General features: G+C 33.8%; 27 protein-coding genes. 18 read left to right on the top strand and 9 right to left on the bottom strand.

The window, feature by feature from the left end:
- The first annotated feature begins 19 nt into the window (after positions 1–19).
- The 4 genes from efp to sucD all read left to right on the top strand — a co-directional run bounded on the left by efp (position 20) and on the right by sucD (position 2,841).
- Entirely contained in the window at positions 20–586 is a 567-nt protein-coding gene (efp, locus tag EG242_RS08165) for an elongation factor P (protein WP_124899400.1), read from the top strand.
- Positions 587–592: 6 nt separating this feature from the next.
- Positions 593–1,504 (top strand): UDP-3-O-(3-hydroxymyristoyl)glucosamine N-acyltransferase, encoded by a 912-nt coding sequence (locus EG242_RS08170; RefSeq protein ID WP_124899401.1) that lies wholly within the window; start codon positions 593–595, stop codon positions 1,502–1,504.
- A gap of 6 nt (positions 1,505–1,510) precedes the next feature.
- Entirely contained in the window at positions 1,511–1,879 is a 369-nt protein-coding gene (locus EG242_RS08175) for a nuclear transport factor 2 family protein (protein ID WP_124899402.1), read from the top strand.
- A gap of 86 nt (positions 1,880–1,965) precedes the next feature.
- Positions 1,966–2,841, top strand: a complete 876-nt coding sequence (gene sucD, locus EG242_RS08180; protein ID WP_124899403.1) for a succinate--CoA ligase subunit alpha — start codon at positions 1,966–1,968, stop codon at positions 2,839–2,841.
- 131 nt (positions 2,842–2,972) lie between these two features.
- On the opposite strand, the gene EG242_RS08185 is transcribed toward sucD, so the two are convergent.
- The 3 genes from EG242_RS08185 to EG242_RS08195 are packed head-to-tail and all read right to left on the bottom strand — an operon-like array spanning position 2,973 to position 4,698.
- Positions 2,973–3,233 carry a hypothetical protein gene (locus EG242_RS08185; RefSeq protein WP_124899404.1) on the bottom strand — a complete coding sequence of 87 codons (261 nt, stop codon included), beginning with the start codon at positions 3,231–3,233 and terminating at the stop codon, positions 2,973–2,975.
- Between the two features lie 29 nt (positions 3,234–3,262).
- Positions 3,263–3,715, bottom strand: coding sequence for a pantetheine-phosphate adenylyltransferase (coaD, locus tag EG242_RS08190; protein ID WP_124899405.1), 453 nt, complete (start codon positions 3,713–3,715; stop codon positions 3,263–3,265).
- A complete protein-coding gene (locus EG242_RS08195) occupies positions 3,715–4,698 on the bottom strand; it encodes a D-alanine--D-alanine ligase (RefSeq protein ID WP_124899406.1) in 984 nt (327 codons plus the stop codon). The genes coaD and EG242_RS08195 overlap by 1 nt, the downstream gene beginning before the upstream one ends.
- A gap of 113 nt (positions 4,699–4,811) precedes the next feature.
- On the opposite strand from EG242_RS08195, the gene EG242_RS08200 reads away from it, so the two are divergent.
- The 10 genes from EG242_RS08200 to EG242_RS08245 all read left to right on the top strand — a co-directional run bounded on the left by EG242_RS08200 (position 4,812) and on the right by EG242_RS08245 (position 14,841).
- Positions 4,812–5,435: a PASTA domain-containing protein gene (locus EG242_RS08200; RefSeq protein WP_124899407.1), complete on the top strand. Its 624-nt coding sequence runs from the start codon at positions 4,812–4,814 to the stop codon at positions 5,433–5,435.
- A gap of 3 nt (positions 5,436–5,438) precedes the next feature.
- On the top strand, positions 5,439–6,479 hold the full coding sequence (locus tag EG242_RS08205) for an RluA family pseudouridine synthase (protein ID WP_124899408.1): 1,041 nt from the start codon (positions 5,439–5,441) through the stop codon (positions 6,477–6,479).
- An 8-nt stretch (positions 6,480–6,487) separates the two neighbouring features.
- Positions 6,488–6,955, top strand: a complete 468-nt coding sequence (locus tag EG242_RS08210) for a hypothetical protein (protein ID WP_124899409.1) — start codon at positions 6,488–6,490, stop codon at positions 6,953–6,955.
- A gap of 17 nt (positions 6,956–6,972) precedes the next feature.
- Positions 6,973–7,494, top strand: coding sequence for an NADPH-dependent FMN reductase (locus EG242_RS08215; protein ID WP_124899410.1), 522 nt, complete (start codon positions 6,973–6,975; stop codon positions 7,492–7,494).
- A complete protein-coding gene (locus EG242_RS08220; protein WP_124899411.1) occupies positions 7,494–8,789 on the top strand; it encodes an anthranilate synthase component I family protein in 1,296 nt (431 codons plus the stop codon). The genes EG242_RS08215 and EG242_RS08220 overlap by 1 nt, the downstream gene beginning before the upstream one ends.
- A complete protein-coding gene (tilS, locus tag EG242_RS08225) occupies positions 8,741–10,096 on the top strand; it encodes a tRNA lysidine(34) synthetase TilS (protein WP_124899412.1) in 1,356 nt (451 codons plus the stop codon). Before EG242_RS08220 ends, tilS begins: the two co-directional genes overlap by 49 nt.
- Positions 10,093–12,075 (top strand): protein-disulfide reductase DsbD family protein, encoded by a 1,983-nt coding sequence (locus EG242_RS08230; protein ID WP_124899413.1) that lies wholly within the window; start codon positions 10,093–10,095, stop codon positions 12,073–12,075. Before tilS ends, EG242_RS08230 begins: the two co-directional genes overlap by 4 nt.
- Positions 12,076–12,081: 6 nt before the next feature.
- On the top strand, positions 12,082–12,930 hold the full coding sequence (locus EG242_RS08235) for a DUF2911 domain-containing protein (protein ID WP_124899414.1): 849 nt from the start codon (positions 12,082–12,084) through the stop codon (positions 12,928–12,930).
- A 111-nt stretch (positions 12,931–13,041) separates the two neighbouring features.
- The gene (gene purB, locus EG242_RS08240) at positions 13,042–14,388 is read left to right on the top strand and encodes an adenylosuccinate lyase (RefSeq protein ID WP_124899415.1); all 1,347 of its coding nucleotides are present in this window, start codon (positions 13,042–13,044) and stop codon (positions 14,386–14,388) included.
- A gap of 6 nt (positions 14,389–14,394) precedes the next feature.
- The gene (locus EG242_RS08245) at positions 14,395–14,841 is read left to right on the top strand and encodes a hypothetical protein (RefSeq protein WP_124899416.1); all 447 of its coding nucleotides are present in this window, start codon (positions 14,395–14,397) and stop codon (positions 14,839–14,841) included.
- Between the two features lie 32 nt (positions 14,842–14,873).
- Here the strand turns inward: EG242_RS08245 and EG242_RS08250 are convergent, their stop codons facing one another.
- Positions 14,874–15,308, bottom strand: a complete 435-nt coding sequence (locus EG242_RS08250; RefSeq protein ID WP_124899417.1) for an acyl-CoA thioesterase — start codon at positions 15,306–15,308, stop codon at positions 14,874–14,876.
- Between the two features lie 117 nt (positions 15,309–15,425).
- Between EG242_RS08250 and EG242_RS08255 the strand changes: the two genes are divergently transcribed.
- Both EG242_RS08255 and EG242_RS08260 read left to right on the top strand, forming a co-directional pair.
- A complete protein-coding gene (locus EG242_RS08255; RefSeq protein WP_124899418.1) occupies positions 15,426–15,944 on the top strand; it encodes a hypothetical protein in 519 nt (172 codons plus the stop codon).
- A 104-nt stretch (positions 15,945–16,048) separates the two neighbouring features.
- Positions 16,049–18,238: a glutamine synthetase III family protein gene (locus tag EG242_RS08260; protein ID WP_124899419.1), complete on the top strand. Its 2,190-nt coding sequence runs from the start codon at positions 16,049–16,051 to the stop codon at positions 18,236–18,238.
- Positions 18,239–18,323: 85 nt separating this feature from the next.
- On the opposite strand, the gene EG242_RS08265 is transcribed toward EG242_RS08260, so the two are convergent.
- The 5 genes from EG242_RS08265 to lipA form a co-directional block, all read right to left on the bottom strand.
- Positions 18,324–18,758: a hypothetical protein gene (locus EG242_RS08265; RefSeq protein ID WP_124899420.1), complete on the bottom strand. Its 435-nt coding sequence runs from the start codon at positions 18,756–18,758 to the stop codon at positions 18,324–18,326.
- A gap of 132 nt (positions 18,759–18,890) precedes the next feature.
- Entirely contained in the window at positions 18,891–19,472 is a 582-nt protein-coding gene (locus EG242_RS08270; protein ID WP_124899421.1) for a PhnA domain-containing protein, read from the bottom strand.
- Between the two features lie 31 nt (positions 19,473–19,503).
- Entirely contained in the window at positions 19,504–20,523 is a 1,020-nt protein-coding gene (gap, locus tag EG242_RS08275; protein ID WP_124899422.1) for a type I glyceraldehyde-3-phosphate dehydrogenase, read from the bottom strand.
- Between the two features lie 13 nt (positions 20,524–20,536).
- Positions 20,537–20,746: a GldL-related protein gene (locus EG242_RS08280; RefSeq protein WP_124899423.1), complete on the bottom strand. Its 210-nt coding sequence runs from the start codon at positions 20,744–20,746 to the stop codon at positions 20,537–20,539.
- A gap of 79 nt (positions 20,747–20,825) precedes the next feature.
- The gene (lipA, locus tag EG242_RS08285) at positions 20,826–21,698 is read right to left on the bottom strand and encodes a lipoyl synthase (RefSeq protein WP_124899424.1); all 873 of its coding nucleotides are present in this window, start codon (positions 21,696–21,698) and stop codon (positions 20,826–20,828) included.
- A 183-nt stretch (positions 21,699–21,881) separates the two neighbouring features.
- Between lipA and EG242_RS14935 the strand changes: the two genes are divergently transcribed.
- Positions 21,882–22,724 carry a hypothetical protein gene (locus EG242_RS14935; protein WP_124899425.1) on the top strand — a complete coding sequence of 281 codons (843 nt, stop codon included), beginning with the start codon at positions 21,882–21,884 and terminating at the stop codon, positions 22,722–22,724.
- Between the two features lie 128 nt (positions 22,725–22,852).
- Positions 22,853–24,487 (top strand): ABC-F family ATP-binding cassette domain-containing protein, encoded by a 1,635-nt coding sequence (locus tag EG242_RS08295; RefSeq protein ID WP_124899426.1) that lies wholly within the window; start codon positions 22,853–22,855, stop codon positions 24,485–24,487.
- Positions 24,488–24,910 lie beyond the last annotated feature (423 nt).

The following is a 24,910-nucleotide window of genomic DNA, read 5'->3' on the forward strand; positions in this document are numbered from 1 at the left end:
ATAAAAATAAAGCATATTTATGGCAAGTACATCAGACATTAGAAACGGTTTATGTATTAAATTTAACAACGATATTTATAAAATTGTAGAATTCCTACATGTTAAACCTGGTAAAGGACCAGCGTTTGTAAGAACAAAAATGAAAAGTGTAACTTCTGGTAAAACATTAGACAATACTTTTTCTGCAGGTCATAAAATCGATGTAGTTCGTGTAGAAACACATACTTTTCAGTATTTATACAACGAAGGAAACGATTACCATTTTATGAATAACGAAACATTTGAACAAATTACCTTAGAGAAAAATATCTTAGATGCTCCAGGATTATTAAAAGAAGGAACAAACGTAATGGTTCAAATTAATGCAGAAACAGAATCTCCATTATCTGTAGATATGCCTGCATCTATCGTTTTAGAAGTAACGTATACAGAACCAGGTGTAAAAGGTAATACAGCAACAAATGCTACAAAACCTGCTACAGTAGAAACTGGTGCGCAAGTTAACGTACCTTTGTTTATTAACGAAGGCGATAAAATTAAAATTGATACAGCTTCAGCAAGCTATATCGAACGTATTAAAGAGTAAGTATAAATGAGATTTCCTAAAACGTATCATTTAGAAAATATTGCAGAAATAATTGGGTGTACCTTTGTAGGAACTCCCGATTTTCCTGTTTTAGGAATGAACGAAATCCACGTAGTGCAACCCGGTGAAATCGTTTTTGTAGATCACCCGAAATATTACGATAAAGCATTAAACTCAAACGCAACAATCATTTTAATTAATAAAGATGTTGAGTGTCCTGAAGGAAAAGCTTTGCTGATTTCAGATGATCCTTTTCGCGATTTCAATAAATTGTCGGTTTATTTTCGTCCGTTTCAGGCTTCATCAAATGCAATAGCAGCTACAGCTCAAATAGGCGAGGGAACCATAATTCAACCGAATGTTTTTGTAGGTAATAATGTAAAAATCGGTAAAAACTGTATCATTCATGCAAATGTTGTATTGAACGATTATACGGTAATTGGCGATAACGTAGTTATTCACGCAGGAACCGTTTTAGGTGCCGATGCTTTTTATTTTAAGAAACGAACCGGTTTTTTTGACCCTTTGGTTTCTTGTGGTTCTGTTGTTATAGAAGACAATGTAACGTTAGGCGCTTCGTGTACGATAGACCGTGGTGTAACTGGCGAAACCCGTATTAAAAAAGGAACAAAAATTGACAATCAGGTACACGTTGGGCACGATACCGTAATTGGCGAAATGTGCTTAATAGCAGCGCAATGTGGTATTGCAGGTTGTGTAATTATAGAAGATAACGTAACTTTATGGGGACAAGCAGGAACTACCAGTGGAATTACTATTGAAGCAGGTGCGGTGATATCTGCAAAATCAGGAGTTTCAAAAAGTTTAAAAGGCAATAAGGTGTATTTTGGTACACCGGCAGAAGAAGCCCGCGAATATTACAAGCACGTTGCAAAAGTTAAAAATTTAGTAAAGTAGGTAATAATGGAAAGTGCATTAGAAATAGTTAAAAAGTTTTATGAATCGGCGGGTATTTTAAACAAAACCTATTGTTTAGAGGTTTTTCATGAAGATATTCAGCTAGAATGGTACAGTTCTAAAGGACATTTGTTTTTAGAACATGCCGATCTTTTAGCGCTTTCTAAAGATTTAAAGCTTTCTTATTTTAACTTGCGTGCCGAAATTCACGATATAATAAGTGAAGACGATAAAGTAATGATTCGATACACTTATTATGTTAGAACATTTGAAAATCCTGAGGAAGAAATGATTCTTGCTACCTTTTTTACCGTTTGGGAATTAAAAGAAGGCAAACTGTTTAAGGGCGTTCAAATGAGTCAACTATCAAATTAATAAAAATTTAAAGCAAAAAATTTTAATATTATTCATTAAAACTTATTTTTGTAAAATATTTCAAAAAACGATAATTATAAAAAATCATGAGTGTATTAGTAAACAAAGATTCTAAGATAATAGTTCAAGGATTTACAGGAAGCGAAGGAACATTCCACGCCTCTCAAATGATTGAATATGGTACAAACGTTGTAGGTGGTGTTACTCCAGGTAAAGGCGGAACTATGCATTTAGATCGTCCTGTATTTAATACAGTAAAAGATGCTGTTGAAAAAGCAGGTGCAGATACATCTATTATTTTCGTACCGCCAGCATTTGCTGCCGATGCGATTATGGAAGCTGCAGAAGCAGGTATTAAAGTAATTATCTGTATTACAGAAGGTATTCCAGTTGCAGAAATGGTTACTGCATACAACTATGTAAAAAACAAAGGAAATTGTCGTTTGGTTGGTCCTAACTGTCCAGGTGTAATTACTCCGGGTGAAGCTAAAGTTGGTATTATGCCAGGTTTCGTTTTCAAAAAAGGAACAGTAGGTATCGTTTCTAAATCAGGAACATTAACGTACGAAGCTGCAGACCAAGTTGTAAAACAAGGTTTAGGTATTACAACAGCTATTGGTATTGGTGGAGATCCAATTATTGGAACAACAACTAAAGAAGCAGTTGAATTATTAATGAACGATCCAGAAACAGAAGCAATTATTATGATTGGTGAAATTGGTGGACAATTAGAAGCAGACGCTGCACGTTGGATTAAAGAAAACGGAAACAAAAAACCAGTTATCGGATTCATCGCAGGTGAAACAGCTCCTAAAGGACGTACAATGGGTCACGCAGGTGCAATTGTTGGTGGTGCTGATGATACAGCAGAAGCTAAAAAACGCATCATGAGCGAATGTGGTATCCACGTTGTTGATTCTCCGGCAGAAATCGGTAAAAAAGTAAAAGAAGTTTTAGGATAATTTCTTTTCTACATAACAAAAAAGCGATGATTTAATCATCGCTTTTTTGTTTATAAGAGATTTTTAGATATATATTAAACCAGCACCAAAAATATTTGCTATATTATTGTTTGTTTTTTATAAAATCTTGTTTATTGTTGATTTCTCCTTTTTATCTCAGTGTTTAACTTACCTAAATGAACAAGCATCGGTAAAAAGAATACTGGTAGCATAAAAGCTGGAATTGTTGATGTAGATGGCATATCTTCAAACCCATTTGTTATAAAAATATACAGTAAAATACCAATAGCTGTAATTGCTACAATTCCTAAACCAATTGATACTCCTTTAAGTAGATCTCTTCTTTTAATTAGTTGAGCAGTTGATAAATGTTCGAAAACATCTTTTTTCATGTCTGTAAATGTGTTTTTTGATTAATAATTTATTTCCTAACCGCCTTTGGAACCAACAAACTGTAATCACCATTATTACGGATAAAATCGCGCACAATACTCGAGCTGATAAACGAGGTATCAACAGCTGTTAGCAAGAAAACCGTTTCAATACCCGAAACCAATCGGTTGGCATGTGCAATGGCTTTTTCAAACTCAAAATCGGCAGGGTTGCGTAAACCGCGCAATAAAAAATCGGCTTTTTGTTCTTTGCAATAATCAATCGTCAATCCTTGGTACAAATCAACTTTCACTTTAGGTTCGTTGGCAAAAGTTTCTTCAATAAAACGTTTACGCTCCTCTAAACTAAACATATATTTTTTCTCGGCATTGGTACCAATGGCAATGATAATTTCATCGAACAAAGGCAAAGCGCGGGTAATAACATCTACGTGTCCGTTGGTTATAGGATCAAACGAACCTGGAAAAACTGCTTTTTTCATTAAAAATGTGTACGGTTTAAAGCTAATTCAATAGCGTTGTCAAACAATTGGTTTAAAGAAATACCCGCTTCACGCGCTTGTTGAGGTAAAATACTTTCGGTAGTTAAACCGGGTACGGTATTCATTTCCAATAAAAAAGGTTCACCATTCACCAAAATAAATTCCGATCGTGAAAAACCATCCATTTTTAAAATAGTATAAATGCGCTTGGCAACATCTTCTACTTTTACTTTTTCATCTTCTGATATTCTTGCAGGCGTAATCTCGCTCGATTTTCCTTCGTATTTCGCTTCGTAATCAAAAAAGTCGTTTTCGGTAACAATTTCGGTTATTGGCAACACAATGGTTTCATTTTGATATTTTATAACACCAACCGAAACTTCAGTTCCTTTTAAATAACTTTCAATAATAATTTCATCGTCTTCGGCATACGCTTTTTCAATCGCAGGTAACAATTGTTCACTGTCTTTTACCATCGATATTCCAAAACTAGAACCCGATTTGTTTGGCTTTACAAAGCAAGGCAATCCAACACGCTGAATAATTTGATCTTCTGCAATAACATCGCCTTGATTCAGGTAATATGAAATAGCCGTTTTAATTCCGTAAGGTTTCAACACAGAAAGCATATCACGCTTGTTGAATGTTAAAGCCGATTGATAATAATCGCACGAAGTTTGCGGAATATTTAATAGTTTAAGGTAAGCTTGTATCAATCCATCTTCGCCAGGTGTTCCGTGAATAGCGTTAAAAACAACATCAAACGTAATTTTTTCATTGTTTACTGTTACCGAAAAATCGTTTTTATTCACAACAAAACGATTGTTTTGTTCGTCAACATAAAACCAACCTTCTGTTAAAATGTGTATTTTGTATAAATTATATTTTGTTCTATCTATATGATTATAAACAACTTCGCCGCTTTTTAAGGATATTTTATACTCGCTAGAATATCCTCCCATAATAATTGCTACATTTTTCATTTAATAATGTATTTTTATATTTTATTTTTGTAAGGTGTAAATACTTTACATTAAAACAAATTTATAAAAATACACGTTACATAATTGATAACTTTGCTAAAATAAATAACTCTATGGGTTTTACATCATTCATAAAAAGTAAACAGTTTTTTTTCTCGTTAATAGGGGCGGTTGTAATTATTGGTTTGCTTATTTTTGGAAGCTTACAGTTTTTAAATATCTATACACGTCACGGCAATGAAATAACCGTACCCGATTTAACTAAAATGAAGGTTGAAAAGGCTATGGATGCTGTTGCTGATAATGGTTTCGAAATTATTATTATTGATACTATTGATTTTAATCCAAAATACCCACCTCTAACAATATCAGAACAAGAACCTAAAGCCAATGATGCTGTTAAACTAGGACGTAAAATTTATGTAAAAATAAATGCCAAAGGATACTCATCTATTCGTTTGCCTAACTTAGAAGGAAGAACTTTGCGTCATTCAACCGCTATTTTAGAATCTTTAAGCTTGGTAAAAGGAGAAGTGAAATACGAACCAGATTTTGCCAAAGATGTTGTTTTAAGAATAGAACAAGACGGCAGAATTTTAAGAATGGGTGATAAAGTACTCAAAAACTCAAAAATCGATTTAATTGTAGGCGATGGTATGTTAGGATACAAGCCAGAAACCGATTCGTTAGGTGAAATGTATGAAGACATCGCACCAGCAATCGATTCAATTTTTTAATGGATGATAGACGATAACACAATATTAGAAGACGAATTATACGAACACCACCGTTTTGAAGCTGGTAAAGGTCAATCGCCGTTGCGTGTTGATAAATTCTTGATGAATTTGGTTGAAAACGCAACCCGAAACAAAATTCAGAAAGCAGCCGATAATGGAAATATTTTTGTAAACGACGTTCCTGTAAAATCAAATCATAAAGTAAAAGCAAACGATGTAGTACGCGTTTTAATGGAACAACCTCCGTTTGAAAACATTATTATTCCAGAAGATATTCCGTTGGATATTGTTTACGAAGACGATGATTTACTGGTGATTAATAAACCTGCAGGTTTGGTGGTACATCCGGGGCACGGAAATTATACTGGAACTTTGGTAAACGCATTGGCGTATCATTTTGAAAATTTACCTTTAAACAGCTCAGAACGTCCTGGTTTGGTGCACAGAATCGACAAAGATACCACAGGTTTACTTGTTATTGCTAAAACCGATTGGACAATGAGCGAACTGCAAAAACAGTTTGCCGAAAAAACTACCGAGCGTGAATATGTTGCCTTGGTTTGGGGAAATGTCCAGGACGATGAAGGGACTATTGAAAGTTACATTGGTCGCCATAAGGTAGATCGTATGCAGATGGCATCGTTTCCCGATGATTCAACCGGAGCGAAATATGCAGTTACACATTATAAGGTGATTGAACGTTTAGGATATGTAACTTTGGTTTCATGTAAATTAGAAACCGGTAGAACACACCAAATTCGCGTACACATGAAAGCAATTGGGCATACCTTATTTAATGACGAACGTTATGGTGGAAACCGAATTCTAAAAGGAACCACTTTTACAAAATACAAACAGTTTGTAGATAACACTTTTAAAACGTTACCCCGACAAGCTTTACATGCGAAGACATTAGGTTTTATGCATCCTGTTAAAAAAGAATTCATGCGTTTTAATACAGATGTACCTGCCGATATGGTTCAATGTATCGAACGTTGGCGAAACTATTCAAGCAACCACGAAATTGTTGAAGAAGAAGATTAATCTGAATTATGACAATAATTAAATTAAGAGGTGTAAAAAATTTAGCAAGCGATATTAGATTAAATCAGCTTTACAATCAGTTTGAAGTTCTTTTAAGCGAATTAAGAAAAAGAGCATTACCTGATACTATTGCAGAAACAATCAATAAAGAAGTTGAAGAAATCAATACGTCTAATTCTTTAACTACTAACGATTTAAGAAAGGTAATAAAGAAAAAGCAAACTGCAATTTTAAGACTGATCGAAAAAGACTTAAAGTTAGTTCCTAAAAATTATTACAGAACGCTTTGGTTAGCTCTTGGAATGACCGTTTTTGGTATACCAATAGGTATTTTAGCCGGAACCTTGTTAGGAAACTTTGGTTTGTTTGCTATAGGTTTACCTGTTGGCGTCGCTTTTGGTGTAACCGTTGGATCAATAATGGACAAAAACGCAGTTAAAGAAAACAGACAATTAAACGTAGAAATTAAGTATTAATCGTTTTAAAATAATATATGTTAGTATTTGTAGGCAGTAACTCATCAAAATCAATCAACGAACAGTTAACCAAAGCGGTTTTAAAAGAACTGAATGTAACGCACACGTTTGTTGATCTTAAAACATTAGATATTCCTTTATTTAGTGAAGATTTAGAACGCGAAATTAAATCGCCACACGACATTATTTCTTTAAAGGATCAAATCGATACTTTTGAGCATATTTTCATAACCACAAACGAACACAACGGAAATTTATCGGCGTTTTTTAAAAATATTATAGATTGGTTGTCACGTGCCGATAAAAGTTTTTTGCAAGGAAAAAAGATCTTTATTTTAAGTACATCAAACGGAAAACGTGGTGGATTAGGTGCGAACGAAAGTTTACAGAAAATGATTGAACGTTTTGGGTGCGAAGTGTATGAAAGCTATGCTTTTGCATCTTTCTCAGAAAACTTCAATAAAGAAACACAGCAAATTACAAATAAAGATTTCTTACAGGAAATTGATACTAAACTAAACAGAATTTTAAAAAGTTAATGCAACGGTTTTCAAAAACGTATCAAATAGAAAATATTCCAGGTTTTAAAAGACAAATGCTTCAGTGGGCACAACAGTTTCGCGAAGTTGTTTTTTTAGAATCCAATAATTATAAAGCCAAATACAGTTCACACCAAGCTGTTTTGGCTTTTGACGCTTTTACGCTACTACAGACCGATTATTTTAATGCATTCGATCAGTTAAAAGAATATCAAAACAATACTAATGATTGGCTTTTTGGTTATTTAACGTACGATTTAAAAAACGATGTGGAACGGTTGGAATCAAATAATTCTGACGGATTGAACTTTCCCGATTTATTATTTTTTCAGCCAAAGAAACTCATTTTTTTCGAAGATGATTTGGTTCGATTTGAATATTTGGGAATATGTGATGATGAAATGGATGATGATTTTCAGCAGATAATTTCAACCGAAATAAAACAAGCAGATCAGCAACAAAAAATTAAAGTACAAAGTAAATTAACGTTTAATGAATACGAAAACGGATTTCAAAAAGTAATCAATCACATTCAACGGGGCGATATTTACGAAGCAAACTATTGCATGGAGTTTTTTGCAGAAAATGTTCAATTGAATTCAAATGATTTATTTTGGAAACTTAACGAAATTTCGCAACCGCCTTTTGCCTGTTTTGCAAAGTTCAATAAGCATTTTGTACTAAGTGCGTCACCGGAAAGATATATAAAGAAAGACGGTTTAAAAATAATTTCGCAACCCATTAAAGGTACAGCAAAACGTGGAGCTACTGCCGAAGAAGATTTGCTTTTAAAAGAAAATTTAGCTTTAAATAAAAAAGAACAGTCCGAAAACGTGATGATTGTTGATTTGGTTCGAAACGATCTATCAAAAACTGCAACAAAAGCTTCTGTTCAAGTCGAAGAATTGTTTGGAATTTATACTTTTAAACAGGTTCATCAAATGATTTCTACGGTTGTTTCAGAAGTTTCGGCAGATCAAAATCCAGTCGATATAATTAAATCAACCTTTCCAATGGGAAGCATGACTGGCGCACCAAAATTATCGGCAATGAAAATTATCGAAGAAGTCGAAAAATCAAAACGCGGTCTGTACAGCGGTGCTATTGGTTATTTTACACCCAATAACGATTTCGATTTTAACGTAGTTATCCGCACAATTTTATATAATCAAGAAGAAAATTACGCATCGTTCAGTGTGGGTAGTGCTATTACAATAAACGCAAACGCTACCGACGAATACAACGAATGTTTGTTGAAAGCACAAGCAATGCAAAAGGTTTTAGAACAATGTTAGATCAATTTAAACAATATATCGCCCAAAATTTTCCGGAATTATTGAATGGAAAAACCTTATTGGCTATAAGCGGCGGAGTGGATAGTATGGTGTTGTTGCATTTGTGTCATTTTTTAAAATTAGATTTTGCTGTTACTCATTGTAATTTTCAGTTACGCGATAAAGAAAGTGATTTAGATGAAGAATTGGTCGCTAATTTTTGCAAAAAAAATAACATTCCTTATTTTGTTGAACGATTTGATACGATGCAGATTGTTGAACGCAGAAAAATTTCTATTCAAATTGCAGCGCGTGAATTAAGGTACAATTGGTTTAAACAAATTTGTATCGATCATAATTATCAGTTCATTGCAACAGCGCATAATTTAGACGATCAGGCGGAAACATTTTTGATCAATTTTACACGCGGAACCGGAATTGATGGTTTGGTTGGAATTCCTGAAAGAAACGAAAATATTATTCGACCGCTGTTGAATTTTTCTAGGAATAAAATTCTGAATTATGCTACTGAAAATGGAGTAGAGTGGAGGGAAGATCAATCAAACGCTACAACAAAATATTTGCGAAATAAAATGCGCCATTTGGTGCTTCCGGTCTTAAAAGAAGAAAATACAGAATTTTTAAAATCGTTTCAAAATACACTTCATCATTTAAAACAAACACAACTTTTAGCAAACGATGCAGTTGTTTTTTTTGAGAAAGAATGTGTAAAGATGAACGAAGATCAACTGGAAATAGATTTAGATAAAGCGCAGAATTTCAACAGTAATAAATACTATTTACTACATGTTTTAAAGAGATACGGTTTTGATTCTCTTAATGAAATTGAAAAGATATGTTCGTCTGAAGCTGGTAAAATGTTAAAAAACAATCAGTTCACAATTTTAAAAGATAGAAATAAATTGATTGTTTTTAAAGAAAAGTCAACAAGTAATGATATATATTCCATAAATAGCAAAGAAGATGTTTTAAACTTGCCTTTTTTTATGAATATATTAGAAGTTGAAAAAGAGGAATTTAACGCAAACTTATCTACTATTTTTGTAAATTCGAACCTTTTACAATGGCCGTTGGTTTTAAGACGAAAAAAAACAGGTGATGTTTTTCGACCTTTTGGAATGGGCGGAATGAAAAAAGTGTCAAAGTTTTTTAAAGATGAAAAACTATCTAAAATTCAAAAAGAGAATACTTGGATTTTAGAAAATGGCGACGGAAAAATAATCTGGATTGTTGGTTTACGTGCCGACGATCGATTTAAAATAACAAATGCCAATCAAAAAAATTATAAAATAAGTTTAGAAAAATGAGAAATTTACTCACGGCACTGGTTTTATTTGTAACCAGTTTGGGGTTTTCGCAGGTGCAAGATCCTGTAAAATGGAAAACAAGTATCGAAAAAATTTCAGATACAGAATATCAAATTAAATTAGATGCGGCAATTGAAGGCGAATGGCACATGTATTCGCAGTTTACACCAGAAGGCGGTCCGCTTCCTTTAGAATTTCTTTATAACAATGCCCAAGGTAATTACGAGCCACAAGGTAAAGCAAAAGAAAGCGAGTACACTAAAAAATTCAATGATGTATTTGAAGTAGACGAATATTATTTTGCAAAAGAAGCACATTTTACACACAACATAAAAATTACAAATCCTGAAGTTAAAACAATTCAGTTAGAAGTTTTTTATCAGGCTTGTATTGATATGTGTATTAATCAAACTAAATATTTTGTGTTTGATTTAGCAACGGTTTCATCAAAGGAAGTATTAAATTTTGAAGATTTTGCAGCTGCATCAACAACATCAAACGATACGTTAGCTAAAACCAAACCCATAACAGAAGACGTAAAAGTTGATAAATCAGAACAAAAAGGTTTATGGTCAATCTTCATTATTGCATTTTTCTCGGGCTTTGCTGCATTGTTAACTCCGTGTGTTTTTCCAATGATTCCAATGACGGTAAGTTTCTTTACCAAGCAAAGTAAATCCCGTGCTAAAGGAATTAAAAACGCAATTATTTACGGTTTATCAATCATTATTATATATGTACTGCTAGGATTAATCGTAACCAAAGTTTTTGGGGCCGATGCGTTGAATGCACTGTCTACAAACGTTTGGTTTAATGTTGTTTTCTTTGCATTGTTAGTGATATTTGCATCATCATTTTTAGGAGCGTTCGAAATTATGTTGCCTAATTCATGGGCAAATAAAGTTGATAAACAAGCTGATAGAGGAGGTATGATTGGCATCTTTTTTATGGCATTGGCGTTGGCAATTGTATCCTTTTCATGTACCGGACCAATTGTTGGAACGCTCTTGGTAGAAGCGGCTTCTAAAGGTGGAACAGCTCCGTTAATTGGTATGTTAGGTTTTTCATTAGCATTGGCATTACCATTTATGTTGTTCGCAATGTTCCCGGGCTGGTTAAATTCTATGCCGCGTTCTGGTGGATGGATGAACACTGTAAAAGTTTCATTAGGATTTTTAGAATTAGCCTTGGCTTTCAAATTTTTATCGAATGCCGATTTGGTTTTGCAAGCACATTGGATAGAACGCGAAGTATTCTTGGCAATATGGATCGCTATTTTTGGAGCATGGGCAATTTATTTATTTGGAAAAATTCAGTTGCCACACGATTCTAAAATCGATAAAATATCGGTAGGCAGACTATTCATGGCATTGCTGGTATCAACTTTTACCATTTATTTAGTTCCGGGATTATGGGGAGCACCGTTAAAATTAATTTCAGGTTTCCCACCACCAATGACGTATGCTGAAAGTCCGTATGGTGTAGGAAATTCTAAAGGAGGAACATCATCTTTAAGTGAAATTCCAGACGGTGCAAAAGAAGGTCCGCAAGGAATCATCACTTTTACAGATTATGATAAAGGTATGGCTTACGCAAAAGAGATCAACAAACCAGTTTTGTTAGATTTTACAGGACATGCATGCGTTAACTGTCGAAAAATGGAAGAACATGTTTGGTCTGAAACCAATGTGTTAAATATTTTAAACAACGATGTAGTTTTAATATCTTTATACGTTGATGAGAAGAAGGAATTGCCAGAAGCTGAACAATACATTTCTAAAACAACAGGCAAGAAAATAAAATCGGTAGGTAATAAGTGGAGTGATTTTCAAATTGAAAAATATCAGGCAAATGCGCAACCTTATTATATTGTTTTAGATAACGATGGAAATTCGTTAAATACGCCGGTTGGTTACACACCAGAAGTTTCAGAATATGAAAATTGGTTAAAAAAAGGAATTACAAACTATTCAAAATAATTAAAAATGAAAAAGTTATTATTAGCAGCTACATTATTTGTAGCAATGCAAGTAAATGCACAAATTAAAACACCACAGGCTAGTTTAAAAGCTGAAGTGGAACAAGCGGTTGGTTTAACAAATGTTAGTGTAGATTATTTCCGTCCGGCTAAAAAAGGTCGTTTGGTTTTTGGAGATTTAGTTCCTTACGGAAAAATGTGGAGAACAGGTGCAAATCAAAATACTGTTATTGAAATTGATACAGATATCGAAATAAACGGTGAAAAATTACCAGCAGGTAAATATTCATTATTCACTTTGCCAAAAGCAGAATCTTGGGATGTAATTATTTACAAAACTACCGATAATTGGGGATTGCCTCAAAAATGGAACGATAGCGATGTGGTTGTAAAAACATCTGTAAAACCTGAAACATTAACTAAAGATGTGGAGTATTTTACAATTGATGTTACACCACAAAACAACGAGCAAGGAACAATTGATATTTCATGGGAAAAAACAATAGTGCACATTCCGTTTAAAGTACCAACGCACAAAATAGCAATGGAAAGCATTAATTCTAACATTAACGAAAACTCTAAAGCTGCAGATTATTATGCTGCGGGTGTTTATTTGTTTACTACAAAAACCGATGTTAAAAAGGCTTTAGATTATGTAAATAAATCAATTGATATGCAAAACGGCGAAGCTCCTTTTTATATGTTGCGTCAAAAGTCTTTAATTCAGGCGGCAAACGGTGATAAAAAAGGTGCGGTAGAAACAGCTAAAAAATCGTTAGAAGCTTCAGAAAAAGCAGGAAACGAAGATTATGTAAAAATGAATAGAAACTCTATTTTGGAATGGAGTAGATCATAAAGAAGAAAAGAAGCAGAAATGCTTCTTTTTTTATGCCTTCAAAATAAAATAAGTTTTTTTAAACTGTAAAACCTCAGTATATTTGTTACCTTAAAAATATTGCAACTATTTATGTTAACAGAATTAAATGCTATTTCACCTATCGATGGTAGATATAGATCAAAAACAGCTCCATTAGCAGATTATTTTTCGGAAGAAGCCCTTATAAAATATCGCGTTTTAGTAGAAATTGAATATTTTATTGCTTTGTGCGAATTGCCATTGCCACAGGTTGCAAACGTATCTAAAGATTTGTTTTCTGAATTGCGAAAAATTTATAACAATTTTTCTACAGAAGATGCGCTTTGGATCAAAAACACCGAAAAAACAACCAATCACGATGTTAAGGCTGTTGAATATTTTATAAAGCATAAATTCGATCAATTAGGTTTACAAGAATATAAAGAGTTTATTCATTTTGGTTTAACCTCTCAAGACATCAACAATACCGCGATACCTTTATCAACAAAGCACGCTTTTGAAAAGGTGTACATGCCAACTTTTATCCAATTGGTTAACAAGTTAAAAGAGTTAAGTGTTGAATGGAAAGATATTCCAATGCTGGCGCGTACGCACGGGCAACCTGCATCGCCAACGCGTTTAGGAAAAGAAATTCTGGTTTTTGTTGTTCGTTTAGAAGAGCAGTTGCGTTTGTTGAACAACATTCCGTTTGCAGCTAAATTTGGTGGCGCAACAGGAAATTTCAATGCACATAAAGTTGCGTATCCACAAAATGATTGGAGAGTTTTTGGTAAAAATTTTGTTGAAGGAGTTCTGGGCTTGAAACATTCATTCCCTACAACACAAATTGAACATTACGATCATTTTGCCGCTTTTTGTGATGCTTTAAAGCGCATTAACAATATAATTATTGATTTAGACCGCGATGTTTGGACGTATGTTTCAATGGAATATTTCAAACAGAAAATAAAGGCTGGCGAAGTTGGATCATCTGCAATGCCACATAAAGTTAACCCGATCGATTTTGAAAATTCTGAAGGAAACTTAGGTATTGCCAATGCAATTTTAGAACATTTATCGGCAAAATTACCTATTTCTCGTTTACAGCGCGATTTAACTGATAGTACGGTTTTAAGAAACATCGGTGTACCATTTGGGCATACCGTTATTGCATTTGAAGCAACTTTAAAAGGTTTGAACAAATTATTGTTGAATGAAACCAAGTTTGCAAGCGATTTAGAAAACAACTGGGCGGTTGTTGCAGAAGCAATTCAAACCATTTTACGTCGCGAAGCTTACCCAAATCCTTACGAAGCTTTGAAAGATTTAACACGTACCAACGATGTAATCAATCAAAAATCAATTCATGCTTTTATTGATACATTAAATGTTTCGGTTGAGGTTAAAAATGAATTAAAGCAAATTACTCCAAGTAATTATTTAGGAGTTTCAATTTAGAGATATATGAAAAAAATTATTGTTACTTTATTTTTGGTATTGGCATTTGTTGGGTGTAATGATGACGACAATCAGGTTGATGTTTTGGTTGGAAAATGGTATCCGCAAGTAGTAATCATTAATGGCGAAAGCACACCGTATCAGGAAAATTCGAACTGTGGAAGAGATTATTTGCAGTTAAACGAATTTAATTCATTTGAAATTGTTGACTATGTAGAAAACGATGTAGAAGCAAAAACTACACCTGCACCACCATGTCCGTTGCAAAAGTTTTATGGTTCGTATACCGTCATTAACAATGAATTAAAGTTTCACGGATCTAACTTTTTTCAAGGTGGAGAAATCGTTGAGAAATCTGCAGATCAGTTGAAATTAAAACGAATGATCGATGTTAATGGCGATGGGACAGAAGATGAAGTAATAGAAGTTTTTGTAAAAAATTTAGCTGAATAAAGAATAAAAAATCGAACGTAACGTTCGATTTTTTATTCCTCAATATAATTTTCATTTTTAGGAATTTGGCTAATCAGCTTAACAATGTTTTCAGGCAAGATGGTCAGCTTTCTTGTTTTTAGGTCAAACCAAGCGCCATCTACGTTAACCGTTGCACTTTTGGTACCATCGGCTTTATAAACAAAATGAGTGATCGAAAAACGATTGTTGGTAATGGTGTGTTTCGTCATTTCAACAGCTACAGAAATTTTTTCATCCATTTTAATTTCTCTGTGAAAAATAGTTTCTTCCCTAAAAAGAATAGGAGCAATGCCATATTTGGCACATTCATTTACCGATAAACCTATATGAATCATTAAATTATTACGAGCTTGTGTACATAAATCACTGTAAGCAGAATGACGTAAATGTCGGTTTGCATCAATCATACTCCATAATACCTGACCTTTAAAGAAAATATTTTTCATAATTTTACCAAAGTTTCAAACAAAATTACAAAAATATTTAGAAAGATATTTTTTTGGCACGATTAATGAAATGAAGATTAATATAAAAGATTATTTAACACATAACAACAATACATCATGAAAAAAATAGCACTACTTTTAACAGCATTCATAAGTTTAACAGCTTTACAAAGCTGTACTATTGAAGAATATTACGATGAGAACTATAACGAAGGATATTCACAAGTTTTTGAATTACCAAACGAAACTTTAAGCACACAAGAAGATGCTTATACTTATTCTGCAACTTGGAATTTTACAAAACCAATTTATAACAGTGATAATGTGTTACTTTACAGATGGCAAGGGAATTCTTGGACATTGGTTCCAGTTTCATATAATTTAGGAGGAAATGATCTTGTAAAATATGATTATGATTTTACACGTTACGATGTAAAAGTATATTTTTCGGCTAATTTTCCTGTAGCAGAATTGTCAAGTGCAGAATATAATGAGTTTGTTTACCGCCAAACATTCAGAGTTGTTGTAGTACCAGGTGGTTTCCAACAAAAAATGAATTTTAGCGATTACAATGCTACCATATCAGCATTAGGTTTAGAGAATGCCCCTATTAAAACAATGACTTTAAAAAAATAATTAAATGTTTTTTTTAAACACCCCCTAAAATTTAGGGGGTGTTTTTATTTTTATTGAATTTTTTATTTATTTTTGCATGGTATAACTACACAATACAAAAAATTATGGCAACTTTTCGTTTCGAAGCTTTAAAAGCAGCAAGTAACCGTCCGCCGGTAGCGGTTTCTGAAATTGGTAAAAAATCAGAAATATTCGGTAGCAATGTATTTAATGATAAATCAATGCGCCAGCATTTAACTCCAGAAGCTTACAAAGCAGTTCGTTCTGCAATAGATCAAGGTGTAAAAATTGATCGTAGAATGGCAGACTATATAGCTTTAGGTATGAAAGAATGGGCAATGAGCAAAGGTGTAACACATTATACACACTGGTTTCAGCCTTTAACAGGAACTACTGCAGAGAAACATGATGCCTTTTTTGAAACTTCTTTTGATGGTTCAGATCCTGTAGAAAAATTTAGTGGGTCATTATTGGTTCAACAAGAACCAGATGCATCTTCTTTTCCAAACGGAGGAATCAGAAACACATTCGAAGCTCGTGGTTATACTGCTTGGGATCCTACATCACCAGCATTTATTTTTGGAACAACATTATGTATTCCAACCGTATTTGTATCGTACACAGGTGAAGCATTAGATAATAAAGCGCCTTTATTAAGAGCATTGTCTGCAATTGATGATGCTGCTACAGAAGTTGCTAGATTCTTCGATAAAAACGTTAAAAAAGTAACTCCGACTTTAGGTTGGGAACAAGAATATTTCTTAATTGATGATGCATTGGCAGCATCTCGCCCTGATATTTTACAAACGGGTAGAACATTATTAGGTCACGTTTCGGCTAAAGGACAACAATTAGAAGATCATTATTTTGGATCGATCCCAACAAGAGTTTTAAACTACATGCGCGATTTAGAAAACGAATGTATGTTATTGGGAATTCCGGTAAAAACACGTCATAACGAAGTTGCTCCAAATCAATTTGAATTAGCTCCAATTTTCGAAGAGACTAATTTAGCGGTAGATCACAACTCCTTATTAATGGATGTGATGCAAAAAGTTGGCGAGCGTCACCACTTTAAAGTGTTATTCCACGAAAAGCCATTCAAAGGCGTAAACGGTTCGGGTAAACACAACAACTGGTCGTTAGCTACTGATACTGGTATCAATTTATTAGCACCAGGCAAAACACCAAACAGCAACTTACAGTTTTTAACCTTCTTTATCAATACCATTAAAGCGGTTTCAAACTACGAAGAATTATTGCGCGCCTCTATTGCATCGGCATCAAACGACCACCGTTTAGGAGCAAACGAAGCACCGCCTGCAATTATATCAATATTTATTGGTCAGCAATTAACCAAAGTATTAGAAGAATTAGAAGGTGTATCAACAGGAAAATTATCGCCTGAAGAAAAAACCGATTTAAAATTAAACGTAGTTGGTAAAATTCCAGACGTTTTGTTAGATAATACCGATCGTAACCGTACATCGCCATTTGCGTTTACAGGAAATAAATTCGAATTTCGTGCCGTTGGATCTACAGCTAACTGTGCTACATCAATGACTACTTTAAACTCGATCGTTGCAAAACAGTTGATCGATTTTAAAAAAGAAGTAGAAGCATTGGTTGAAAAAGACGGATTGAAAAAAGACGAAGCGATTTTCAACGTATTGCGTGAATATATCAAAGAAACCAAAGATATTTTGTTTGAAGGCGACGGATACAGTAAAGAATGGGAAGAAGAAGCGGCGCGCCGTGGATTGTCAAACCATAAAACAACTCCGGCTGCATTAAAAGCAAAAGTTTCTAAAAAAGCTTTCGATTTATTTGGCGAATTAAACGTAATGAATCATATCGAAGTAGAATCGCGTTACGAAATTGAATTGGAAGATTATATTAAGAAAATTCAGATTGAAGGTCGTGTTTTAGGTGATATTGTTCGTAACCATATTATACCTACCGCTTTTAAATACCAAAACTTGTTAATTGAAAATGTTAAAGGTTTAAAAGAAATTTTTGGTAAAGATTATGAAGAATATGCTACAGAGCAAATCTTAATTTTAAAGAAAACGTCAATGCATGTGAATGAGCTTAATGCGAAATTACACGCTATGATGGATGCTCGTAAAGAAGCAAATGCTTTAGAATCGGTTGAAAAAATGGCGCATGCTTATTGCGATAACGTAAAACCATATTTCGACGAAATTCGTTACCACGCAGATAAATTAGAGTTAATGGTTGATAATGAATTATGGACGTTGACTAAATACCGCGAATTATTGTTTACAAGATAATTTTATATTTATTTATACAGAAAAACCTCCGTTTTGAATAATCAATTCGGAGGTTTTCTCATTTATTGGATTAGATTTATTGAAATTATCTGTTGAAATTAAATACAAACGTATTTCCACCGCCAGTGTAGGCTCTGCGTTCCCACATTCCAAACTGATCGCGGGTTAAAATGGTTCCCAAATCTCTGCGTAACCTGCGTTCGTAATCACGCGGACCATAGTTGTTGTTTACCATAAAGTTTAACGAAACCTGTAATTGAGATCTTTGTGCACGCGATAATCTTAAAAAATCGTATCGGCTCATTTCACGATCTACATGATAATGGTAATCTCTGCGGTCATCATATCTAACAACTCTTCTTTGGTTGTGGCGGTAATTGCGGTCGTTATCTCTATGATGTTTGTGCGCGTAATGTTTTTTGTGCTGTTTTTTATGTTTTTGGATACCTTTATGGTGTCCTGGCTGCGCACTTGCAATTGTTGTTAGGGCTAAAAGTGCTAAAGTGAATAACGTTTTCATAACAAATTGGTTTTAAAGAATTGATAATTGTTGTTATAAGGTGATTTTCAAAGTGCGTGCCAAAAAATGTTAAGAAATAAAAAAGGCGCTACTTTAACAGTAGAGCCTTTAAATATTAAATTTGAAGCGAGTTTAATTCTGCTTTTTTACATATTTCGTAAGAATTACAATCTGCTGACCATCAATTTTTCCTTCTATTTGCTCGGTATTATCATGAACCAAACGAATATTTCTTACCGCAGTACCAATTTTTGCGTTTAAAGTAGATCCTTTTACATCTAAATCTTTAATTAATGTTACGGTATCGCCACCAATTAAAATATTACCGTTGCAATCTTTATGTAAATCAATACTACCATCGCCTTCGTGATCTCCGGTTTGTTTAGCCCAATCTAATGTTTCATCATCTAAATACATCATATCAAGCAAATCGGCAGCCCAACTTTCGTTTCTAAAACGGTTAAGCATTCGCCAGCTTACAACTTGTACCGGAAGATTTTCGTTCCACATAGAAGTTGACAAAGATTGCCAGTGACCTGCATTTAATTCTTCTTTCTTTTCAATTTGATTTAAACAAGTTTCGCAAGCTAAAATTTCTCGATCTGATAAATTACTTGCTGTTGGCGGAACATCGTAAATTGATAAATTCTCTGTTGCTGCACATAATTCGCACTGATTGCCGCTGCGTGCCATTAATTTGTCTAATGTTTTCATGGAGTATATGTTATAAATTTTGGCAAATATATCAATTCTGTTTATTATTTTGTATAAACTGAATCAAATCAATCAATCGAGAAGAATATCCAATTTCGTTATCATACCAACCCACAACTTTTACCATTCTACCCAAAACTACAGTCAGTTGGGCATCAAACAAACAAGAATGTGTATTTCCAATAACATCAACAGAAACAATAGGATCTTCGGTATATTCAATAATTCCTTTCAAACCATTTTCTGAGGCTTTTTTGAAGGCCTGATTGATTTCTTTTTCGGTTACATCTCGGTTAACATAACAGGTAATATCGGTTAAAGATCCATCGGGAACAGGTACGCGAATACCACCTCCGCCAATTTTTCCTTCAAATTCTGGGAAAATTTTAGTCAATGCTTTCGCTGCGCCTGTTGTTGTTGGAATGATCGATTGTGCTGCGCCACGTGCCCTGCGTAAATCTTTATGTGGCTGATCGTGTAAACTTTGATCGGTGGTGTAAGAATGTACAGTGGTAATAAACGCCTTGTCTAATCCACATAAATCTTTAATAACTTGGATCATAGGAGCAGCGTTGTTGGTTGTACAACTGGCGTTAGACACAATTAATTCAGATCCGTCTAAAATATGTTCGTTTACACCTAAAACAACTGTTTTTATTTCGTTATCGTCGGGCGGAACCGAAAGAATTACTCGTTTTGCTCCGTTTTTTATATGATGCTGCAATAAATCTGCTGTCTTATGTTTTCCGGTAGCTTCAATGACAAAATCAAGATCAAAAGGTTTCCAATTTAATTTTGTAATGTCTTTTTCGTGCAGAAACGTAATTTTGGTTTCATTTACAATTATATGATCTTGGTCATGCGAAATAGTTTCCGATAATTTTCCATGCACACTGTCGTACTTTAACAAATGCGCCATTGTTGCGGTATCGGCTAAATCGTTAATGGCAACAACCTCTATCTGCGGATGATGAATCAGTAAACGGAAAAGGTTTCGACCAATGCGACCAAATCCGTTAATAGCGATTTTTATTTTTTGTTCAGGTTTCAAATTTCCTGTTGTATTAGGAGTTTAAAAAATCATTTGACTTTTTAGCGGTAATCAATTTATATATAAGTAAAATTCCACCAATAACTTCAACAAACATACCCATTGTTAACATACTATTTCCATTTAAAGGTCCAATTTCCATGTGGATAATCTTTAAAACAGCTCCAATTAAAATTATAAAAAAGCCAATTGCTAAAATAATTAAGATGTGTTTTGTTTTCATTATATAAGTGTTTCTAAATTATTAAAAGTTCTCGACTACGCTCGAACTGACGTTTGACTTTCGACTTGAAGACTTTCGACTATAAAATATGTTTTTGTGCTTTGTAAGAAGATCTAACCAAGGCACCACTTTCTACATGGCGGAAACCAAGATTTAAACCTATTTCTTCGTATTTTTTGAATTGATCTGGCGTAATGAACTCCTTTACAGGCAAATGCTTTTTACTTGGCTGCAAGTACTGCCCAATTGTTAAAACATCTAAACCAACATTTCGTAAATCGTGCATGGTTTGTATAACTTCTTCTTCGGTTTCGCCCAAACCAAGCATAATGCCTGATTTAGTTCTTTTAGCTCCGTTTGCTTTTAAGTAACGTAAAACTTCCAAACTACGATCATATTTTGCCTGAATACGCACTTCGCGGGTTAATCTGCGAACGGTTTCCATATTGTGCGAAATCACTTCGGGAGCAACTTCTAAAATACGGTCGATATTTCTTTCGATACCTTGAAAATCAGGAATTAATGTTTCCATTGTAGTTCCCGGACTCATTCTGCGAACTGCTTTAATAGTTTCAGCCCAAATAATTGAACCACCGTCTTTTAAATCATCACGATCAACAGAAGTTAAAACCGCGTGTTTAATATTCATTAACTTTATAGAACGGGCAACTTTTTCAGGCTCATCCCAATCTACCGTTTCAGGACGACCGGTTTTTACACCGCAAAATCCGCAAGAACGCGTACAGATGTTTCCTAAAATCATAAAAGTAGCAGTACCTTCGCCCCAGCATTCACCCATATTAGGGCAGCTTCCCGATGTACAAATAGTGTGAAGCTTGTATTTATCTACTAACCCCCTTAATTCTGTATATTTTTTGCCGGTTGGTAATTTTACACGTAACCATTTAGGTTTACCAGTAGCCGGTTTGCTTGTGTCTAAAACCGATTCCATAATTTTTTCAATCTAATAGGCAAAGTTAATGAAAATTGATGGCATATAATTGTAAAAGATTGAATTTGTATAAGTGCCGCTTTGTTTTGATCTATTTGATAGCGGATTAATAAATTAACATGAACTTAGTTTGCGTACTTTTTAAAAAAAGTTAATTTTATCATAATTTTAAATTTATAACCAATGAAAAAACTTTTACTTGTTGCTTTTATAGCATGCAGTCTTATGAATCTGCAAAGTTGCGCAAATTATGGAGATGATAATGTTGCACCAAGCGGTGGTGGTAACAACGGGGGTGGTAATAATGGAGGAGGAAACAACGGTGGTGGTAACAACGGTGGTGGTAACAACGGTGGTGGTAACAATGGGGGTGGCGGTAATACTACTACAGCAAATCTTCCTGTAAAAATCACAACAGGAGATGATATAATTGAATTTAAATATAATAACGACGATAGGTTTACTCAAATAACAAAAAAAAGAAAAGGATCTCTTTACGAGAAAACGGATTTTGAGTATTCTGGTGATACACTAAAGTTTGTTAAAAAACTTGGTGTTAACGAATCCTATACAGTTGATTTTAATTATTCAAAAGATACAGTTTTTATTACAAGAAATTCATCAAATAAAAAGTATGAAGAAAAGTATATAATTGATAATCAAGGAAGTCTTTTAGAAATTAAATCATACTCTACCACATTTAATAGAATTTTTAATAATGATTCTAACGGTAACATTATTTTTTTTAATAATAATGGACATCAAGCCAATCTTAAACATGATAATAAAAATGGTATCTTTAAAAATGTTAAACTTCCATATTGGGCTAAAGCATACATAGCTGCTTACTATATACATTCCTCAATTAACTACAATTACTCAAATAATGTTGTTAATGTTGATTATGTGTCTAACGCCTGGAATGATGAACATTTTACTTATAGTTATAACAAAGATAATTTTCCATCTCAAGTATATCATTCTTATTCTAGTTCTGTTGCATTTCAAATAGAATATAGCAAATAATTTTTTAAATATAATCAACTCAAAATACTTCCTAAACAAATCATAACACAATAAATTTCAAAGCTAACAAACCGTTAGCTTTTTTTTATCACATCTTATTTTATCTTTGCACAACTTATTTTTATAAAATGATTACAGTAAACGATATTGCCGTAGAATTTGGCGGAACAACACTTTTCAGCGAAGTAACTTTCGCCATTAATGAAACCGATAAAATTGCCCTTATGGGTAAAAATGGTGCGGGAAAATCTACCTTACTTAAAATTGTGGCGGGTGCAAACAAGCCTACACGCGGAAATATTTCCGCTCCAAGCGATGCCGTTATTGCATATTTGCCACAGCATTTATTAACCGAAGACAATTGCACGGTTCTTGAAGAAACTTCAAAAGCGTTTTCATCGGTTTTAAATATGAAGAAAGAAATCGACGATATTAACGAGCAGTTAACCGTTCGTACCGATTACGAAAGCGACGAATACATGAAATTGATCGAAAAAGTTTCAGAATTATCTGAAAAATATTATTCGATCGAAGAAGTAAATTACGAAGCCGAAGTGGAGAAAATCTTAAAAGGTTTAGGTTTTGAAAGAGAAGATTTCAATCGCCCAACCAAAGAATTTTCGGGCGGATGGAGAATGCGTATCGAATTGGCAAAAATCTTATTGACAAAACCCGATTTGATTCTGTTAGATGAGCCAACCAACCACTTGGATATGGACAGTATTGAATGGCTGGAAGATTTCTTAATCAATCAGGCAAAAGCCGTAATGGTAATTTCGCACGATAGAGCGTTTGTTGATAACATTACCAACAGAACAATCGAAGTTACTATGGGAAGAATTTACGATTACAAAGCAAAATATTCTCATTATTTAGAATTGCGTAAAGATCGTCGTGTGCATCAACAAAAAGCCTACGATGAGCAACAAAAATTTATTGCAGACAATCAGGCGTTTATTGATCGTTTTCGTGGAACTTTTTCTAAAACCGATGCCGTTCAGTCGCGTGTTCGTATGTTAGAAAAAATTGTTCCTATCGAAGTTGATGAAGTGGATAATTCGGCTTTAAAGTTGAAATTTCCGCCATCGGTTCGTTCGGGTCAGTATCCGGTAATTGTGAAAGATCTTGAAAAATCGTACGATGATAAATTAATTTTTAAAGATGCCAATCTGGTAATCGAACGTGGACAAAAAGTAGCTTTCGTTGGTAAAAATGGCGAAGGTAAATCAACCATGATTAAAGCCATTATGAAAGAAATCGAAATTAATGGTGGTTCGGTTGAAGTTGGTCACAATGCTCAGATCGGATATTTCGCTCAAAACCAGGCAGCGTTATTAGATGAAAATGCGACTATTTTTGAGACGATAGACAGAATTGCGGTGGGCGATGTTCGTACGCAAATAAAAAATATTTTAGGTGCGTTCATGTTTCATGGCGATGATATTCAAAAGAAGGTTAAAGTACTTTCAGGTGGTGAAAAAACACGTTTGGCAATGATTAAATTGTTGTTAGAACCTGTTAATTTGTTGATTTTAGATGAGCCGTCAAACCATTTAGATTTAAAAACCAAAGACATTATTAAAGATGCCTTACGTGATTTCGATGGAACATTGATTTTGGTTTCGCACGATCGTGATTTCTTGGATGGCTTGGCTGAAAAAGTTTTCGAGTTTGGAAACAAACGCGTAAAAGAACATTTTGAAGACATTAAAGGATTCCTCGCAAACAAAAAAATGGAATCTTTAAAAGAGATAGAGAAATAATAAAAGGAGTGGTTCGGTTAGAATCACTTTTTTTTTTTTGCTTCTCGCTTGGGCGTTACCCGCCTTTTAATGGGCGGGTCGGGCTTTTTGCTCATAGCTTTTGTGGCATTAAAGCCACAAAAGGCTAACCGCTGCAATCCCTAACGCACTTCAAAACCTTAATTAAAGATATATCTGTCTTCGTTTTTAAACTTCATTATAATCTCCAAATGTTAAAATTATATTCTAACCACTTAACAATAAAGTATCTAAAAAGTAACAATAAAAAAAGGTTGAAATTAATTAGGAAAGTCGCAAAAGTAGGGGGTATCTTTGCACCGTTGAAAAACAGAAACGTTCTTTTAAACATTAGAAAATACTAAAAATTTATCAAAAATAAATTTGGAAGTTATCAAATAAAGGTTGTAGTTTTGCAATCCGTTT

This window comes from Paenimyroides viscosum (assembly GCF_003858535.1).
GTDB classification, from domain to species: Bacteria; Bacteroidota; Bacteroidia; order Flavobacteriales; family Flavobacteriaceae; genus Flavobacterium; species Flavobacterium viscosum.